Source organism: Pseudomonas sp. GB2N2 (assembly GCF_054897705.1).
The window spans coordinates 5,145,001-5,163,056 of the sequence record NZ_CM142701.1; the positions used below are offsets into that span (position 1 = coordinate 5,145,001).

An 18,056-nucleotide genomic window follows, 5' to 3' on the forward strand; every position below is an offset into this window, starting at 1 on the left:
AGCGCGCTTGACTGCGAGACAGACACGTCGAGCAGGTACGAAAGTAGGTCTTAGTGATCCGGTGGTTCTGTATGGAAGGGCCATCGCTCAACGGATAAAAGGTACTCCGGGGATAACAGGCTGATACCGCCCAAGAGTTCATATCGACGGCGGTGTTTGGCACCTCGATGTCGGCTCATCACATCCTGGGGCTGAAGCCGGTCCCAAGGGTATGGCTGTTCGCCATTTAAAGTGGTACGCGAGCTGGGTTTAGAACGTCGTGAGACAGTTCGGTCCCTATCTGCCGTGGACGTTTGAGATTTGAGAGGGGCTGCTCCTAGTACGAGAGGACCGGAGTGGACGAACCTCTGGTGTTCCGGTTGTCACGCCAGTGGCATTGCCGGGTAGCTATGTTCGGAATAGATAACCGCTGAAAGCATCTAAGCGGGAAACTAGCCTCAAGATGAGATCTCACTGGGACCTTGAGTCCCCTGAAGGGCCGTCGAAGACTACGACGTTGATAGGTTGGGTGTGTAAGCGCTGTGAGGCGTTGAGCTAACCAATACTAATTGCCCGTGAGGCTTGACCATATAACACCCAAGCAATTTGCTTGCTCTAACGAGCACCAGATTGCGGTGTGTGAAGACGAAACGAACCGAAAGTTCGATCTCGCAAAAACACCGAAAGCTATCACATACCCATTTGCTGAAGCGAGGCCAACTGGTCACGACTCAGTACCCGAATTTCTTGACGACCATAGAGCATTGGAACCACCTGATCCCATCCCGAACTCAGCAGTGAAACGATGCATCGCCGATGGTAGTGTGGGGTTTCCCCATGTGAGAGTAGGTCATCGTCAAGATTAAATTCCGAAACCCCAATTGCGAAAGCAGTTGGGGTTTTGTTTTGCGCAAAGAAAATCTTCCAGGCGTGGTTTCTATGCAACGGCTCGATGCATGTCTATCATGCGGGCCTCATTGGGAGGCGGAACCTGCATGCTGACGTTGTTAAAGCTTCTTAAGGATGGCCGATTTCATTCAGGTCAGGCCCTTGGCGCTGCACTGGGTGTCAGTCGCAGTGCTGTATGGAAACAGCTTCAACTTTTAGAGGCTGAACTTGGTTTGTCCATCCATAAAGTGCGCGGCCGCGGTTATCAATTGGCTTCACCGTTGACGTTACTCGATTCGGTCTCGATCGCTGAGCAGGCGCCATCTTGTGATTGGCCCATTCTGGTTTTCGATTCTATCGACTCCACCAATGCCGAGGCTCTTCGTGCCATAGAGCGTGGCCAGGTAGCGCCATTCCTTGTGCTTGCCGAGCGGCAGACGTCTGGTCGTGGGCGCCGTGGGCGGAAGTGGGCGAGTCCTTTCGCGGAAAATATTTATTACAGTCTAGTGTTGCGCATTGAAGGCGGCATGCGCCAACTGGAAGGCCTGAGTCTCGTTGTCGGGCTTGCGGTCATGCAAACCTTGCGAGCGTTAGGTGTTTCAGAGGCGGGTTTGAAATGGCCTAACGATGTGCTGGTCGGCCGCAAAAAAATTGCAGGGATCTTGCTTGAATTGGTGGGGGATCCCGCAGATGTGTGTCACGTGGTGCTGGGTATTGGAATCAACGTGAACATGCAAATGACCGACGAGGTTGACCAGCAGTGGACTTCAGTGAGGCTTGAGTCGGGTCGTGCGTTCGATCGAAATAACCTGGTTGCGCAACTGGGCCAGATGCTCCAAGTCTATTTGGGGCGGCATCATACGGACGGGTTTCCCGCTATCCAGTCAGAATGGGAGCAAAATCATCTGTGGCAGGGGCGGGCGGTATCACTGGTGGTTGGTGTTAATCAAATAGATGGCGAAGTGCTGGGTATCGATAGTCAGGGTGCTCTGCGCTTGAAGGTGGGTGGTTTGGAAAAAGTCTTTAGTGGTGGTGAGCTTAGCTTGAGGTTGCGTGATGATTCTTGAGCTCGACTGCGGAAACAGTTTTATCAAGTGGCGAGTGCTCGCTGCGGATGCTCGCAGGACAGTCGGTGAGGGCGTAGTCGATTCGAATCTTGATTTGCTGGACAGCTTGAAAGCACTCAAGGGCGCTGCTTTCACGTTCTGTCGGATGGTCAGTGTCAGAACCGTCGAGGAAACCGGGGCGTTGGTTTCGCTGCTGACGGAGTCTTTTGGCGTGTCGGTGGCCTGCGCGACACCGAGTCGCGAAATGTCAGGTGTTCGAAATGGCTACGATGAGTTCGAGCGTCTGGGTCTTGATCGTTGGCTGGCGATGCTCGGAGGTTTCCATTTGGCCTCGGGTGCGTGCCTGGTGCTCGATTTTGGTACTGCTGTGACCGCGGACTTCGTCTCGAATGATGGAGAGCATCTCGGAGGGTTCATATGCCCGGGAATGCCGTTAATGCGGAATCAGCTGCGCACCCATACACGCAAAATTCGCTATGGGGATCTGGCTGCCGAGCGCGCTCTGGAGTGTCTTGCTCCAGGGCGGACCACCGTAGAGGCGGTCGAGCGGGGCTGCCTGCTGATGCTTAGGGGCTTTGTCCTGACCCAGTTAGAGCTTGCGCGTAGCTACTGGGGGGCAGATTTTTCAGTGTTCCTTACCGGTGGGGACGCCGAGCTCGTTTCCCAAATCGTGCCTGAGGCCAGAGTAGTTCCAGATCTGGTATTTGTAGGGTTGGCGATGGCATGTCCTTTGTCTTGAGGTTCATATGCGTTGGTTGTTCCTGCTGCTGCTTGTTCTCAACGTGTTCTATTACATCTGGCATCAACAAGAAGCTCCTCTGCGCGCGAAGGATGTCACTGCTTTGAGTTTGTATCGGGGTGCTCAGCAAGATATTCAGTTGCTGAGCGAAACGAGTGACGCATCCCGCGATAAAACGAAGCCCGTTCAGGCTGAGGCTGGTTGCTTGTACCTGGGTGGGTTCGTTCGCCAGGAAGCGGCCCAAGCCGTTGAGCGGCGCTTGACCGGCATGGAGATCAAGTATCAGCTCCTGGCCAAGGACGCTCCCGACTTTGCGGGTTACTGGTTCCGTGTGGCTCCTGAAAGCCGGCGCTGGCTCGATGATGTGCAGCTGCAAAACCTTTCCAGAGAATTCAATGAGTTAAAACATAAAATAATGCCGTGTGAGGGGGTTGCACCCGCGGAATAGTTTGCATAGAATGGCGCCCGCTTCGCAGTGAAGACCTTTGAAGGTCGACAGTGTAAAGCGAGGTCAACGCAGCTAACCTCAGGTTTTTAATGAGAAAATGCTTGACAGAAGGTCGGCATGATATAGAATGCCGGCTCGCTTAGGAGGGGTTCCCGAGCGGCCAAAGGGATCAGACTGTAAATCTGACGTCTACGACTTCGAAGGTTCGAATCCTTCCCCCTCCACCATTTTTAGCGAGAGCTGCAAGCTCCGCGGGTATAGTTTAGTGGTAGAACCTCAGCCTTCCAAGCTGATGATGCGGGTTCGATTCCCGCTACCCGCTCCAAGTTTGCAGATCCTGCAAAGTGTTACGCTCTTGTAGCTCAGTTGGTAGAGCACACCCTTGGTAAGGGTGAGGTCAGCGGTTCAAATCCGCTCAAGAGCTCCATATATAACAAGGCAGATATGAAAATATCTGCCTTTGTTTTAATGGCTTGCTTTACTTGCTCAATTCTTCTCCTAGGGGTGATTTTGATGGCTAAGGAAAAGTTCGAACGTAATAAGCCGCACGTCAACGTTGGGACCATTGGTCATGTTGATCATGGTAAAACTACTTTGACTGCAGCCTTGACCCGAGTCTGTTCCGAGGTTTTCGGTTCGGCGAAGGTAGACTTCGACAAAATCGATAGCGCCCCTGAAGAAAAAGCTCGTGGTATCACCATCAACACCGCTCACGTTGAATACGATTCGGCCGTGCGTCACTACGCACATGTTGACTGTCCTGGTCATGCTGATTACGTAAAAAACATGATCACCGGTGCTGCGCAGATGGATGGTGCGATTCTGGTTTGCTCGGCCGCTGATGGTCCGATGCCGCAAACCCGTGAGCACATCCTGCTGTCCCGTCAGGTTGGCGTTCCATACATCGTTGTCTTCCTGAACAAGGCTGACATGGTTGATGATGCCGAGCTGCTGGAGCTGGTTGAGATGGAAGTGCGCGACTTGTTGAGCGCTTACGATTTTCCAGGTGATGACACTCCGATCATCATTGGCTCTGCGCTGATGGCGTTGAACGGTCAAGACGACAACGAGATGGGTACCACTGCCGTCAAGAAGTTGGTTGAGACGCTGGATAGCTACATTCCGCAGCCTGAGCGTGCTATCGACAAGCCGTTCCTGATGCCGATCGAGGATGTGTTCTCGATCTCCGGTCGCGGTACTGTTGTGACTGGTCGTGTTGAGCGTGGCATCGTCCGCATTCAGGAAGAGGTTGAGATTGTTGGTCTTCGTGACACTGTCAAAACTACGTGCACTGGTGTTGAGATGTTCCGCAAGCTGCTCGATGAAGGTCGGGCGGGTGAGAACTGCGGCGTTTTGCTGCGTGGTACCAAGCGTGATGATGTCGAGCGTGGCCAGGTTCTGGTCAAGCCGGGCACCGTCAAGCCGCATACCAAGTTCACTGCTGAGGTTTACGTTCTGAGCAAGGAGGAGGGTGGTCGTCATACGCCATTCTTCAAGGGCTACCGTCCGCAGTTCTACTTCCGTACGACTGACGTGACTGGTAACTGCGAGCTGCCAGAAGGTGTTGAAATGGTGATGCCGGGGGATAACGTCCAAATGGTCGTTACCCTGATCAAAACCATCGCGATGGAAGATGGTCTGCGTTTTGCAATTCGTGAAGGCGGTCGTACCGTCGGCGCGGGTGTCGTAGCCAAAGTCATCGAGTAAGTTGTTGTAATGTCTTTTTCGGGCCGGCATAATGGTCGGCCTGATTTTGTTTTAGGTCAGTAGCTCAATTGGCAGAGCGACGGTCTCCAAAACCGTAGGTTGGGGGTTCGATTCCCTCCTGACCTGCCAGATTCACTTGGTGTGTCTGGCTTTCTTTTCACAGGATCTTCATAGATGACTCCTAAAGCTGAAGCTCAAGGCTCTCGCTTCGATCTGCTCAAGTGGCTAGTAGTAGTCGCCTTGGTGGTTGTTGGCGTTGTTGGCAATCAGTATTACTCTGCTTCGCCGATCCTGTACCGCGTACTTGCATTGCTCGCCATTGCTGCTGTAGCTGCCTTTGTAGGCCTGCAGACAGTCAAGGGCAAGTCTTTCTTTGTACTGGTTAAGGAAGCTCGCACCGAGATTCGTAAAGTCGTATGGCCAACTCGCCAAGAAACCACGCAGACCACGTTGATTGTTGTGGCTGTTGTTCTGGTTATGGCGTTGCTGTTGTGGGGGCTCGATTCCCTGCTCGGCTGGCTTGTTTCCTTGATTGTCGGCTAAGGGTGTCCCGTGGCTAAGCGTTGGTACGTTGTGCATGCTTACTCCGGTTACGAGAAGCATGTCATGCGCTCGTTGGTAGAGCGCGTAAAGCTGGCTGGCATGGAAGATGGCTTTGGCGAAATTCTGGTCCCCACCGAAGAAGTGGTGGAGATGCGTAATGGCCAGAAACGCAAAAGCGAGCGCAAGTTCTTCCCAGGTTATGTGCTGGTTCAGATGGACATGAATGAGGGTACTTGGCACTTGGTCAAGGATACTCCTCGTGTGATGGGTTTCATTGGCGGTACTGCTGATAAGCCTGCGCCGATCACAGATAAAGAGGCAGAAGCGATTCTGCGTCGTGTTGCTGATGGTAGCGACAAGCCGAAGCCGAAGACGTTGTTCGAGCCAGGTGAGTCGGTACGCGTCAACGACGGACCGTTTGCCGATTTTACCGGTACGGTTGAAGAAGTTAACTACGAAAAGAGCCGGATCCAAGTGGCAGTGCTCATTTTCGGTCGCTCTACTCCGGTAGAGCTCGAGTTCAGTCAGGTCGAAAAGGTCTAGCTGAGCAAGCATCCCAACCCCGCAGCCTAGGCTGTGGGGTTTTGTCGTCACTGGGATAAACGCGCAAGTAACCGGGGAGCCTTTCGAGGCGTTCGAACCCGTAATTGGAGTGCCTCATGGCCAAGAAGATTACCGCTTACATCAAGCTGCAAGTGAAGGCCGCTCAGGCTAACCCAAGCCCACCTGTTGGTCCTGCTCTGGGTCAGCACGGCGTGAACATCATGGAATTCTGCAAGGCTTTCAACGCCCGTACTCAGGGTATTGAACCAGGTCTGCCGACTCCAGTGATCATCACTGTCTACAGCGACCGTAGCTTCACTTTCGAAACCAAATCCACCCCTGCTTCGGTTTTGCTGAAGAAGGCGGCCGGTCTGACCAGCGGTTCCGCTCGTCCGAACACCGTTAAGGTTGGCACCGTGACTCGTGCTCAGCTGGAAGAAATCGCGAAAACCAAAAACGCGGATCTGACTGCAGCTGATATGGATGCAGCCGTGCGCACTATCGCCGGTTCTGCTCGTAGCATGGGCCTTAACGTGGAGGGTGTGTAATGGCTAAGTTGACCAAGCGTCAAAAGGCTATCGCCGGAAAAATCGAAGCAGGCAAGGCCTACAACTTTGTAGACGCTGCATCTCTGCTGGCTGAGCTGTCGACTGTCAAGTTCAGCGAGTCGTTCGACGTTGCTGTGAACCTGGGTGTTGACCCGCGTAAATCCGACCAGGTCGTTCGTAGCGCTACTGTGCTGCCACACGGCACTGGCAAGACTGTTCGCGTTGCTGTGTTCACCCAGGGTCCAGCTGCTGAGGCCGCTCTGGCTGCAGGCGCTGACCGTGTAGGTATGGACGATCTGGCTGCCGAAATGAAAGGCGGCGACCTGAACTATGACGTAGTCATTGCATCCCCGGATGCGATGCGCGTTGTAGGTCAGTTGGGTCAGATCCTGGGTCCACGCGGCCTGATGCCTAACCCTAAAGTCGGCACCGTAACGCCAGACGTAGCTACTGCGGTTAAAAACGCCAAAGCTGGTCAGGTTCGTTATCGCACCGACAAAAACGGCATCATTCACACTTCCGTTGGCAAAGTCGGCTTCGACGCCGTCAAGCTGAAGGAAAACGTTGAAGCCCTGATCGCTGATCTGAAGCGTATCAAACCAGCTTCCTCGAAAGGCATTTACGTCAAGCGCGTTACCCTGAGCACCACTATGGGCCCAGGTCTGGTTATCGACCAAGGCTCGCTCGACGCGTAAGACACAGGTTGGCGCAAGCAATTGCGCCAATTGAAAGATTGGGGTCCCTGCCTGGCGGGGGCTATCCAAGACCGTAGGCGGCGCAAGTCTTAAACCTCAAGCCTACGCAGATGGTGCTCCCGGTTCCTTACCGAATCAGACACCAAAACGACATCCGGCTTCGGTTGGATGAAACGGTAACAAGCAGGAGTTTTTCCCGTGGCAATTAAACTTGAAGACAAGAAGGCCATCGTCGCTGAAGTCAACAAGGCTGCCCAAGTTGCTCTGTCCGCTGTCGTGGCTGATGCCCGTGGCGTAACAGTAGGCGCTATGACCGGACTCCGTAAAGAGGCTCGTGAAGCTGGCGTTTACGTACGTGTTGTACGTAACACCCTGCTCAAGCGCGCCGTTGCTGGCACTCAATATGACGTGCTCAACGACGTGTTCACTGGCCCTACCTTGATTGCATTCTCCAAAGAACATCCGGGTGCTGCTGCCCGTATCTTCAAGGAATTCGCAAAAGGTCAGGATAAGTTCGAGATCAAGGCAGCTGCGTTCGAGGGCAAGTTCCTCGCAGCTAATCAGATCGACGTACTGGCAAGCCTGCCGACCCGTGACGAAGCAATTTCTCAGCTGATGAGCGTGATTCAAGGCGCAACCAGCAAATTGGCTCGTACTCTGGCGGCTCTTCGCGACCAGAAAGAAGCCGCTGCAGCCTAAGGCTGAGCGACTCCTTTCAGCGTTTATTGTTTATTTCGATGGCCGCGTAGGCTGTCACCCCAATACAGGAATTTATAGTCATGTCTCTGACTAACGACCAAATCATCGAAGCAATCGGCGAAAAATCCGTTCTGGAAATCGTTGAGCTGATCAAAGCCATGGAAGAGAAGTTCGGCGTTTCCGCTGCCGCTGCTTCCGCTGGTCCAGCTGCTGTCGCTGCTGTTGTTGAAGAACAAACTGAATTCAACGTCATGCTGCTGGAAGCTGGCGAGAAGAAAGTTAACGTGATCAAGGCAGTACGTGAACTGACCGGTCTGGGCTTGAAAGAAGCCAAGGCTGTAGTTGACGGCGCTCCTGGCGTTGTTCTGGAAGCCGTATCGAAAGATGCAGCTGACAAAGCAAAAGCCACTCTGGAAGAAGCAGGCGCTAAAGTCGAGCTGAAGTAAGCATCGACTTTGCTCCTCCAGCCCGAGCGTAAAGCGAAAGGCTGATGGCTGGTGGCTCTTGCCACCGGCCTTTTTCCGTTATTGGCAGCCGACTGGGTCGGTGCTGATAACGAGCTGTAACCACCCGATGCGGTGGCGCAAACCATGGGGTTTGCACGATTTTCTGGCTGCTCCCGTCGGGAGGGGCCAAACAAGCAGGTGACCAAGCTGGGGAACGCTGATGGCTTACTCATATACTGAGAAAAAACGTATCCGCAAGGACTTTAGCAAGTTGCCGGACGTCATGGATGTGCCGTACCTTCTGGCCATCCAGCTGGATTCGTATCGTGAATTCTTGCAAGCGGGAGCGACTAAAGATCAGTTCCGCGACGTGGGCCTGCATGCGGCCTTCAAATCCGTTTTCCCGATCATCAGCTACTCCGGCAATGCTGCGCTGGAGTACGTCGGTTATCGCCTGGGCGAACCGGCATTTGATGTCAAAGAATGCGTATTGCGCGGTGTTACTTACGCCGTACCTTTGCGGGTAAAAGTGCGCCTGATCATTTTCGACAAAGAATCGTCGAACAAAGCGATCAAGGACATCAAAGAGCAAGAAGTCTACATGGGTGAAATTCCCCTGATGACCGAGAACGGTACCTTTGTAATCAACGGTACCGAGCGTGTAATCGTTTCCCAGCTGCACCGTTCCCCGGGCGTGTTCTTCGACCACGACCGTGGCAAGACGCACAGCTCCGGCAAACTGCTGTACTCCGCGCGCATCATTCCTTACCGCGGTTCGTGGCTGGACTTCGAGTTCGACCCGAAAGACTGCGTATTCGTGCGTATCGACCGTCGTCGCAAGTTGCCTGCATCGGTTCTGCTGCGCGCGCTCGGCTACACCACTGAAGAAGTGCTCGACGCGTTCTACACCACCAACGTCTTCCACGTGCAAGGTGAAAACCTCAACCTGGAACTGGTGCCTCAGCGCCTGCGTGGTGAAATTGCTGTCCTGGATATCCTGGATGACAAAGGCAAGGTTATTGTCGAGCAAGGTCGTCGTATCACTGCTCGCCACATTAACCAGCTGGAAAAAGCCGGGATCAAAGAGCTGCAAGTGCCTCTGGACTACGTCCTGGGTCGCACTACCGCCAAGGTCATCGTGCATCCGGCAACCGGCGAAATCCTGGCAGAGTGCAATACCGAACTGAACACCGAGATCCTGGCGAAAATCGCCAAGGCTCAGGTGGTTCGCATCGAAACTCTGTACACCAACGATATCGACTGCGGTCCGTTCGTCTCCGACACTCTGAAGATCGACTCCACCAGCAACCAATTGGAAGCGCTGGTCGAGATCTATCGCATGATGCGTCCAGGCGAGCCGCCAACCAAAGACGCTGCCGAGACTCTGTTCAACAACCTGTTCTTCAGCCCTGAGCGCTATGACCTGTCTGCGGTCGGCCGGATGAAGTTCAACCGTCGTATCGGTCGTACCGAGATCGAAGGCTCGGGCGTGTTGTGCAAAGAAGACATCGTCGCGGTTCTGAAGACTCTGGTCGACATCCGTAACGGTAAAGGCATCGTCGATGACATCGACCACCTGGGTAACCGTCGTGTTCGCTGCGTAGGCGAAATGGCCGAGAACCAGTTCCGCGTTGGCCTGGTACGTGTTGAGCGTGCGGTCAAAGAGCGCCTGTCGATGGCTGAAAGCGAAGGCCTGATGCCGCAAGACCTGATCAACGCCAAGCCAGTGGCTGCGGCGGTGAAAGAGTTCTTCGGTTCCAGCCAGCTTTCCCAGTTCATGGACCAGAACAACCCGCTGTCCGAGATCACCCACAAGCGTCGTGTGTCTGCACTCGGCCCTGGCGGTTTGACTCGTGAGCGCGCTGGCTTTGAAGTTCGTGACGTACACCCGACTCACTACGGTCGTGTATGCCCGATTGAAACGCCGGAAGGTCCGAACATCGGCCTGATCAACTCACTGGCCGCTTATGCGCGCACCAACCAGTACGGCTTCCTCGAGAGCCCGTACCGCGTGGTGAAAGACGCTCTGGTCACCGACGAGATCGTGTTCCTGTCCGCCATCGAAGAAGCTGATCATGTGATCGCTCAGGCTTCGGCCACGATGAACGACAAGAAAATGCTGGTCGACGAACTGGTCGCTGTTCGTCACTTGAACGAGTTCACCGTCAAGGCGCCGGAAGACGTCACCTTGATGGACGTATCGCCGAAGCAAGTAGTTTCGGTTGCAGCGTCGCTGATCCCGTTCCTCGAGCACGATGACGCCAACCGTGCGTTGATGGGTTCGAACATGCAGCGTCAAGCCGTACCAACCCTGCGCGCTGACAAGCCGCTGGTCGGTACCGGCATGGAGCGTAACGTAGCCCGTGACTCCGGCGTTTGCGTCGTGGCTCGTCGTGGTGGCGTGATCGACTCCGTTGATGCCAGCCGTATCGTGGTTCGTGTTGCTGATGACGAAGTTGAAACCGGTGAAGCTGGTGTCGACATCTACAACCTGACCAAGTACACCCGCTCCAACCAGAACACCTGCATCAACCAGCGTCCGCTGGTGCGTAAAGGTGATCGGGTTCAGCGCAGCGACATCATGGCCGATGGTCCGTCCACTGACATGGGTGAGCTGGCACTGGGTCAGAACATGCGCATCGCGTTCATGGCCTGGAACGGTTACAACTTCGAAGACTCCATTTGCCTGTCGGAACGAGTTGTTCAAGAAGATCGCTTCACCACGATCCACATTCAGGAACTGACCTGTGTGGCACGTGACACTAAGCTTGGGCCAGAGGAAATCACTGCAGACATCCCGAACGTGGGTGAAGCTGCACTGAACAAGCTGGACGAAGCCGGTATCGTTTATGTAGGTGCTGAAGTTGGCGCAGGCGACATTCTGGTAGGCAAGGTCACTCCGAAAGGCGAGACCCAACTGACTCCGGAAGAAAAGCTGTTGCGTGCAATCTTCGGTGAAAAAGCCAGCGACGTTAAAGACACCTCCTTGCGCGTGCCTACCGGCACCAAAGGTACTGTCATCGACGTACAGGTCTTCACCCGCGACGGCGTTGAGCGTGATGCTCGTGCACTGTCGATCGAGAAGACTCAACTCGACGAGATCCGCAAGGATCTGAACGAAGAGTTCCGTATCGTTGAAGGCGCCACTTTCGAACGTCTGCGTTCCGCTCTGGTCGGCCATAAAGCCGAAGGCGGCGCCGGCCTGAAGAAAGGTCAGGACATTACCGACGAAGTTCTCGACGGTCTTGAGCATGGTCAGTGGTTCAAACTGCGCATGGCTGAAGATGCTCTAAACGAGCAGCTCGAGAAGGCTCAGGCCTACATCGTTGATCGTCGCCGTCTGCTGGACGACAAGTTCGAAGACAAGAAGCGCAAACTGCAGCAGGGCGATGACCTGGCTCCAGGCGTGCTGAAAATCGTCAAGGTTTACCTGGCAATCCGTCGCCGCATCCAGCCGGGCGACAAGATGGCCGGTCGTCACGGTAACAAGGGTGTGGTCTCCGTGATCATGCCGGTTGAAGACATGCCGCACGATGCCAATGGCACCCCGGTCGACGTCGTTCTCAACCCGTTGGGCGTACCTTCGCGTATGAACGTTGGTCAGATCCTTGAAACCCACCTCGGCCTCGCGGCCAAAGGTCTGGGCGAGAAGATCAACCGGATGATTGAAGAACAGCGCAAAGTCGCTGAGCTTCGTAAATTCCTCGACGAGATCTACAACCAGATCGGCGGTCGTAACGAAGATCTGGATAGCTTCTCCGACCAGGAAATCCTGGATCTGGCGAAGAACCTGCGTGGCGGCGTTCCAATGGCCACTCCAGTGTTCGACGGCGCCAAGGAAAGCGAAATCAAGGCCATGCTGAAACTGGCAGACCTGCCAGAAAGCGGCCAGATGCAGCTGACCGACGGCCGTACCGGCAACAAGTTCGAGCGCCCGGTTACTGTTGGCTACATGTACATGCTGAAGCTGAACCACTTGGTAGACGACAAGATGCACGCTCGTTCTACCGGTTCGTACAGCCTGGTTACCCAGCAGCCGCTGGGTGGTAAGGCACAGTTCGGTGGTCAGCGTTTCGGGGAGATGGAGGTCTGGGCACTGGAAGCATACGGTGCTGCTTACACTCTGCAAGAAATGCTCACAGTGAAGTCGGACGATGTGAACGGCCGTACCAAGATGTACAAAAACATCGTGGATGGCGATCACCGTATGGAGCCGGGCATGCCCGAGTCTTTCAACGTGTTGATCAAGGAAATTCGTTCCCTCGGCATCGATATCGATCTGGAAACCGAATAACACGTGACGCGAATCGAGAGCGGGGCAGGATTGCCCGCTCTCTGCTCCGCCAGGAGGAAAGGCCTTGAAAGACCTACTGAATTTGCTGAAAAACCAGGGTCAAGTCGAAGAGTTCGACGCCATCCGTATTGGATTGGCATCGCCTGAGATGATCCGTTCGTGGTCGTTCGGTGAAGTTAAAAAGCCGGAAACCATTAACTACCGTACGTTCAAACCTGAGCGTGACGGCCTGTTCTGCGCCAAGATCTTTGGCCCGGTAAAGGATTACGAGTGCCTGTGCGGTAAGTACAAGCGCTTGAAGCACCGCGGTGTGATCTGCGAAAAGTGCGGCGTCGAAGTCGCGCTGGCTAAAGTTCGTCGTGAGCGCATGGCGCACATCGAACTGGCCTCGCCAGTTGCCCACATCTGGTTCCTGAAATCGCTGCCGTCGCGTATCGGTTTGCTGATGGACATGACCCTGCGTGATATCGAACGCGTTCTCTACTTCGAGAGCTATGTCGTTATCGACCCGGGCATGACCACCCTTGAAAAAGGTCAGCTGCTGAACGACGAGCAGTACTTCGAAGCGCTGGAAGAGTTCGGCGACGATTTCGATGCCCGCATGGGTGCCGAAGCTGTCCGCGAACTGCTGCACGCTATCGACCTGGAACACGAGATTGGCCGTCTGCGTGAAGAAATTCCGCAAACCAACTCCGAAACCAAAATCAAGAAGCTGTCCAAGCGTCTGAAGTTGATGGAAGCCTTCCAGGGTTCCGGCAACCTTCCAGAATGGATGGTGCTGACCGTTCTGCCGGTTCTGCCGCCAGATCTGCGTCCACTGGTCCCGCTGGATGGCGGTCGCTTTGCGACCTCCGACCTCAACGATCTGTATCGTCGAGTGATCAACCGTAACAACCGCTTGAAGCGTCTGCTCGATCTGTCCGCTCCGGACATCATCGTGCGCAACGAAAAGCGTATGTTGCAGGAAGCCGTCGATGCACTGCTCGACAACGGCCGTCGTGGCCGCGCGATCACCGGTTCGAACAAGCGTCCTTTGAAATCCTTGGCTGACATGATCAAGGGTAAGCAAGGTCGTTTCCGTCAGAACTTGCTCGGTAAGCGTGTTGACTACTCGGGTCGTTCGGTAATTACCGTAGGTCCGACCTTGCGTCTGCACCAGTGCGGTCTGCCGAAGAAAATGGCGCTTGAGCTGTTCAAGCCGTTCATTTTTGGCAAGCTGGAAATGCGTGGTCTCGCGACCACCATCAAAGCAGCCAAGAAGATGGTTGAGCGCGAACTGCCAGAGGTTTGGGACGTTCTCGCTGAAGTAATCCGCGAACACCCGGTTCTCCTCAACCGTGCACCGACCCTTCACCGTCTGGGTATCCAGGCGTTTGAACCGGTACTGATCGAAGGTAAGGCTATCCAGCTGCACCCTCTGGTCTGTGCTGCGTACAACGCCGACTTCGACGGCGACCAAATGGCCGTGCACGTCCCGCTGACACTGGAAGCTCAGTTGGAAGCGCGTGCGTTGATGATGTCGACCAACAACATTCTGTCGCCAGCCAACGGTGAGCCAATCATCGTTCCTTCGCAGGACGTTGTGTTGGGTCTGTACTACATGACTCGTGAAGCGATCAACGCCAAAGGCGAAGGTCGCGTGTTCGCGGATCTGCAGGAAGTTGACCGTGTGTTCCGTGCCGGCGAAGCCGCACTGCACGCCAAAGTCAAAGTGCGGATCAACGAAACGGTAAACGATCGTGACGGTGGCAGCGTCAAGAACACTCGTATCGTCGACACCACTGTCGGCCGTGCGCTGCTGTTCCAGGTTGTTCCACCTGGCCTGTCGTACGACGTCGTCAACCAGCCGATGAAGAAAAAAGCGATCTCCAAGCTGATCAACCAGTGCTACCGCGTGGTTGGTTTGAAAGAGACCGTGATCTTCGCTGACCAGTTGATGTACACCGGTTTTGCTTACTCGACTATCTCCGGCGTTTCCATCGGCGTTAACGACTTCGTTATCCCGGATGAAAAAGCCCGCATCATCAATGCTGCTACTGATGAAGTGAAAGAGATCGAAAGTCAGTACGCCTCCGGCCTGGTAACCCAGGGCGAGAAGTACAACAAAGTGATCGACCTTTGGTCCAAGGCGAACGACGAAGTTTCCAAGGCAATGATGGCCAACCTCTCGAAAGAGAAAGTCATCGATCGCCATGGCGTTGAAGTCGACCAGGAATCTTTCAACTCGATGTACATGATGGCCGACTCGGGCGCGCGGGGTTCTGCTGCGCAGATCCGTCAGCTCGCCGGTATGCGTGGCCTGATGGCCAAGCCGGACGGTTCCATCATCGAAACGCCGATTACTGCGAACTTCCGTGAAGGTTTGAGCGTACTTCAGTACTTCATCTCCACTCACGGTGCTCGTAAAGGTTTGGCGGATACCGCGTTGAAAACTGCGAACTCTGGTTACCTGACTCGTCGTCTGGTAGACGTGGCGCAGGATCTGGTTGTGACCGAGATCGATTGCGGCACCGAACATGGCCTGGTGATGACTCCGCACATTGAAGGCGGTGACGTTGTTGAGCCATTGGGTGAGCGTGTATTGGGTCGTGTCATTGCCCGTGACGTATTCAAGCCAGGTACCGAAGAAATTATCGTTCCTGCCGGCACGCTGGTAGACGAGAAGTGGGTTGAGTTCATCGAGCTGAACAGCATCGACGAAGTGATCGTGCGTTCGCCGATCAGCTGCGAAACCCGCTACGGTATTTGCGCCAAGTGCTACGGCCGTGATTTGGCTCGTGGTCACCAGGTGAACATTGGTGAAGCGGTCGGCGTAATCGCTGCCCAGTCCATCGGTGAGCCGGGTACCCAGCTGACCATGCGTACGTTCCACATCGGTGGTGCGGCAAGCCGGACCTCCGCAGCCGACAGCGTTCAGGTGAAGAATGGCGGTACTGTCCGTCTGCACAACCTGAAACACGTTGAGCGAGTGGATGGTTGCCTGGTTGCGGTGTCCCGTTCCGGTGAGCTGGCAATCGCTGATGACTTCGGTCGTGAGCGCGAGCGCTACAAGCTGCCGTATGGTGCTGTGATTTCGGTTAAAGAAGGTGACAAGGTGGACGCTGGCGCAATCGTGGCCAAGTGGGATCCGCACACTCACCCAATCGTTACCGAAATGAAAGGTACCGTGACCTACGTGGGCATGGAAGAAGGCATCACGATCAAGCGTCAGACCGACGAATTGACCGGTATGACCAACATTGAAGTACTCGACGCCAAAGACCGTCCAGCTGCCGGTAAAGATATCCGTCCTGCTGTGAAGATGGTTGATGACAGCGGCAAGGATCTCTTGCTGCCGGGTACTGACGTTATTGCTCAGTACTTCCTGCCTGCTAACGCCCTGGTTGGTGTAGCGGACGGTGCGAAGATTGCGATCGGTGATGTTATCGCTCGTATCCCGCAAGAAACTTCGAAGACCCGTGACATCACCGGTGGTCTGCCACGTGTTGCCGACTTGTTCGAAGCACGTCGTCCGAAAGAAGCCTCGATTCTGGCTGAAGTCAGCGGCACCATCGCGTTCGGTAAAGAGACCAAAGGCAAGCGCCGTCTGGTTATCACTCCGAACGACGGTACTGATCCGTACGAAGAGCTGATTCCTAAGTGGCGTCACCTGAACGTCTTCGAAGGCGAACAGGTAAACCGCGGCGAAGTTATCTCCGACGGCCCAAGCGATCCACACGACATCCTGCGTCTGCTGGGTGTAAGTGCGCTGGCCAAGTACATCGTGAACGAGATCCAGGACGTTTATCGTCTGCAAGGCGTGAAGATCAACGACAAGCACATCGAGACCATCCTGCGTCAGATGCTGCGTAAAGTTGAAATCGCTGAATCCGGCGACTCGACTTTCATCAAGGGCGACCAGATGGAGTTGACTCACGTTCTGGTAGAGAACGAGCGTCTGGCTGGCGACGAGAAATTCGTTTCCAAGTTCACCCGTGTGTTGCTGGGTATCACCAAGGCGTCGTTGTCCACCGAATCGTTCATCTCGGCGGCTTCCTTCCAGGAAACCACTCGAGTGCTGACCGAGGCGGCGGTAACCGGCAAGCGCGATTACCTGCGCGGCCTGAAAGAAAACGTGGTCGTGGGTCGTCTGATCCCGGCCGGTACCGGTCTGGCTTATCACAGCGAGCGTAAACGCCGCCGTGAAGCTGACAAACCGTTGCGCGTAAGCGCCAGTGAAGTGGAAGCTGCACTGACCGAAGCGCTGAACTCTAGCGGTAACTGAGTTCTGCGATAAATGAGCGTAAGGCCCTGGTCGTTCCATTCATCGAATCAAGACAATATGTCGAGGTTGGATGAGTGGGAAGGTCGGGGCCTTGCCTTGACTGGGGGCAAGATCCTCTTTAGACTCTTGTACCCCTAAATTTGGCGGGAATTCGTTCCTGCCATTTTGCTTTTCTTGCAAGACAATAGCGTCGCAAGACAACAGTGGAGCTAGTAGATGGCAACTATCAACCAGCTGGTACGTCAGCCGCGTAAGCGTATCGTCGAGAAATCCGACGTACCTGCGCTGCAGAACTGCCCGCAACGTCGTGGCGTATGCACCCGTGTGTATACCACCACGCCGAAAAAACCTAACTCGGCACTGCGTAAAGTATGCCGTGTGCGTCTGACCAACGGTTTCGAGGTTTCCTCGTACATCGGCGGTGAAGGCCACAACCTGCAAGAGCACAGCGTGGTACTGATCCGCGGCGGTCGTGTAAAAGACTTGCCAGGTGTTCGTTACCACACCGTTCGCGGCTCTCTGGATACTTCCGGCGTTAAAGGTCGTAACCAGGGTCGTTCGAAGTACGGTACCAAGAAGCCTAAGTAGTAGCGGCTTTTTGTAAAAACTGAATCATCTATTTTTCTGAGTCGATAAGAGTAAGGTCGGAGGCGTCCCGCAAGGGCACCGATTCCGAGCGAACCTGAAGACCGTTTGAGGGCTTATCCATGCCAAGAAGACGCGTAGCAGCCAAGCGCGAAGTGCTTGACGATCCAAAATACGGCAGCCAGATCCTGGCCAAGTTCATGAACCACGTAATGGAAAGCGGCAAGAAAGCCGTTGCCGAGCGTATCGTTTATGGCGCGCTGGAAAAGGTTAAAGAACGCAAGAACAGCGACCCCCTGGAAATCTTCGAGAAAGCTCTCGACGCCATCGCTCCGCTGGTCGAAGTAAAGTCGCGCCGTGTAGGCGGTGCTACTTACCAGGTTCCGGTTGAAGTTCGCCCGTCCCGTCGTAACGCCCTGGCAATGCGCTGGTTGGTAGACTTCGCCCGCAAGCGCGGCGAGAAGTCTATGGCTCTGCGTTTGGCTGGCGAACTGTTGGACGCTGCCGAAGGTAAAGGTGCTGCAGTTAAGAAGCGTGAAGACGTGCACCGTATGGCTGAAGCCAACAAGGCTTTCTCGCACTACCGCTTCTAATTTTAGCGTCACTAATTT

The 18,056-nt window shown here is 54.7% G+C and carries 14 protein-coding genes, 4 tRNA genes and 2 rRNA genes (1 of these 20 running past the window's edge); all 20 read left to right on the forward strand.

Annotated features, from left to right (window positions below; translation table 11 throughout):
- Positions 1–569, forward strand: a 23S ribosomal RNA gene (locus ACYZT4_RS23780); it begins 2,323 nt to the left of the window's first position.
- Positions 570–725: 156 nt separating this feature from the next.
- A 5S ribosomal RNA gene (gene rrf, locus ACYZT4_RS23785) occupies positions 726–841 on the forward strand.
- Between the two features lie 133 nt (positions 842–974).
- Positions 975–1,934: a bifunctional biotin--[acetyl-CoA-carboxylase] ligase/biotin operon repressor BirA gene (birA, locus tag ACYZT4_RS23790; protein ID WP_461983259.1), complete on the forward strand. Its 960-nt coding sequence runs from the start codon at positions 975–977 to the stop codon at positions 1,932–1,934.
- Positions 1,924–2,673 carry a pantothenate kinase gene (locus ACYZT4_RS23795; protein ID WP_461983261.1) on the forward strand — a complete coding sequence of 250 codons (750 nt, stop codon included), beginning with the start codon at positions 1,924–1,926 and terminating at the stop codon, positions 2,671–2,673. The genes birA and ACYZT4_RS23795 overlap by 11 nt, the downstream gene beginning before the upstream one ends.
- Positions 2,674–2,680: 7 nt before the next feature.
- The gene (locus tag ACYZT4_RS23800) at positions 2,681–3,121 is read left to right on the forward strand and encodes a hypothetical protein (protein WP_461983262.1); all 441 of its coding nucleotides are present in this window, start codon (positions 2,681–2,683) and stop codon (positions 3,119–3,121) included.
- A gap of 142 nt (positions 3,122–3,263) precedes the next feature.
- A tRNA-Tyr gene (locus tag ACYZT4_RS23805) sits at positions 3,264–3,348 on the forward strand.
- Positions 3,349–3,372: 24 nt separating this feature from the next.
- Positions 3,373–3,446 (forward strand) — tRNA-Gly (locus tag ACYZT4_RS23810).
- A 26-nt stretch (positions 3,447–3,472) separates the two neighbouring features.
- A tRNA-Thr gene (locus ACYZT4_RS23815) sits at positions 3,473–3,548 on the forward strand.
- Positions 3,549–3,634: 86 nt separating this feature from the next.
- Positions 3,635–4,828 (forward strand): elongation factor Tu, encoded by a 1,194-nt coding sequence (gene tuf / locus ACYZT4_RS23820; protein WP_461983264.1) that lies wholly within the window; start codon positions 3,635–3,637, stop codon positions 4,826–4,828.
- A 53-nt stretch (positions 4,829–4,881) separates the two neighbouring features.
- Positions 4,882–4,957 (forward strand) — tRNA-Trp (locus ACYZT4_RS23825).
- A 45-nt stretch (positions 4,958–5,002) separates the two neighbouring features.
- Complete coding sequence (gene secE / locus ACYZT4_RS23830; RefSeq protein ID WP_008145488.1) at positions 5,003–5,371, forward strand: preprotein translocase subunit SecE; 369 nt, start codon at positions 5,003–5,005, stop codon at positions 5,369–5,371.
- A 9-nt stretch (positions 5,372–5,380) separates the two neighbouring features.
- Positions 5,381–5,914: a transcription termination/antitermination protein NusG gene (gene nusG / locus ACYZT4_RS23835; RefSeq protein WP_007896622.1), complete on the forward strand. Its 534-nt coding sequence runs from the start codon at positions 5,381–5,383 to the stop codon at positions 5,912–5,914.
- Between the two features lie 116 nt (positions 5,915–6,030).
- Positions 6,031–6,462 (forward strand): 50S ribosomal protein L11, encoded by a 432-nt coding sequence (gene rplK / locus ACYZT4_RS23840; RefSeq protein ID WP_003210097.1) that lies wholly within the window; start codon positions 6,031–6,033, stop codon positions 6,460–6,462.
- Positions 6,462–7,157 carry a 50S ribosomal protein L1 gene (gene rplA / locus ACYZT4_RS23845; protein ID WP_461983266.1) on the forward strand — a complete coding sequence of 232 codons (696 nt, stop codon included), beginning with the start codon at positions 6,462–6,464 and terminating at the stop codon, positions 7,155–7,157. The genes rplK and rplA overlap by 1 nt, the downstream gene beginning before the upstream one ends.
- A gap of 198 nt (positions 7,158–7,355) precedes the next feature.
- A complete protein-coding gene (rplJ, locus tag ACYZT4_RS23850) occupies positions 7,356–7,856 on the forward strand; it encodes a 50S ribosomal protein L10 (RefSeq protein ID WP_010467255.1) in 501 nt (166 codons plus the stop codon).
- Between the two features lie 80 nt (positions 7,857–7,936).
- Positions 7,937–8,302, forward strand: coding sequence for a 50S ribosomal protein L7/L12 (gene rplL, locus ACYZT4_RS23855; RefSeq protein ID WP_008145490.1), 366 nt, complete (start codon positions 7,937–7,939; stop codon positions 8,300–8,302).
- 220 nt (positions 8,303–8,522) lie between these two features.
- The gene (gene rpoB / locus ACYZT4_RS23860; protein ID WP_461983268.1) at positions 8,523–12,596 is read left to right on the forward strand and encodes a DNA-directed RNA polymerase subunit beta; all 4,074 of its coding nucleotides are present in this window, start codon (positions 8,523–8,525) and stop codon (positions 12,594–12,596) included.
- A 64-nt stretch (positions 12,597–12,660) separates the two neighbouring features.
- A complete protein-coding gene (gene rpoC / locus ACYZT4_RS23865) occupies positions 12,661–16,860 on the forward strand; it encodes a DNA-directed RNA polymerase subunit beta' (RefSeq protein ID WP_461983270.1) in 4,200 nt (1,399 codons plus the stop codon).
- 216 nt (positions 16,861–17,076) lie between these two features.
- The gene (gene rpsL / locus ACYZT4_RS23870) at positions 17,077–17,448 is read left to right on the forward strand and encodes a 30S ribosomal protein S12 (protein ID WP_002555494.1); all 372 of its coding nucleotides are present in this window, start codon (positions 17,077–17,079) and stop codon (positions 17,446–17,448) included.
- 119 nt (positions 17,449–17,567) lie between these two features.
- Positions 17,568–18,038 carry a 30S ribosomal protein S7 gene (gene rpsG, locus ACYZT4_RS23875; protein WP_002555493.1) on the forward strand — a complete coding sequence of 157 codons (471 nt, stop codon included), beginning with the start codon at positions 17,568–17,570 and terminating at the stop codon, positions 18,036–18,038.
- Positions 18,039–18,056 lie beyond the last annotated feature (18 nt).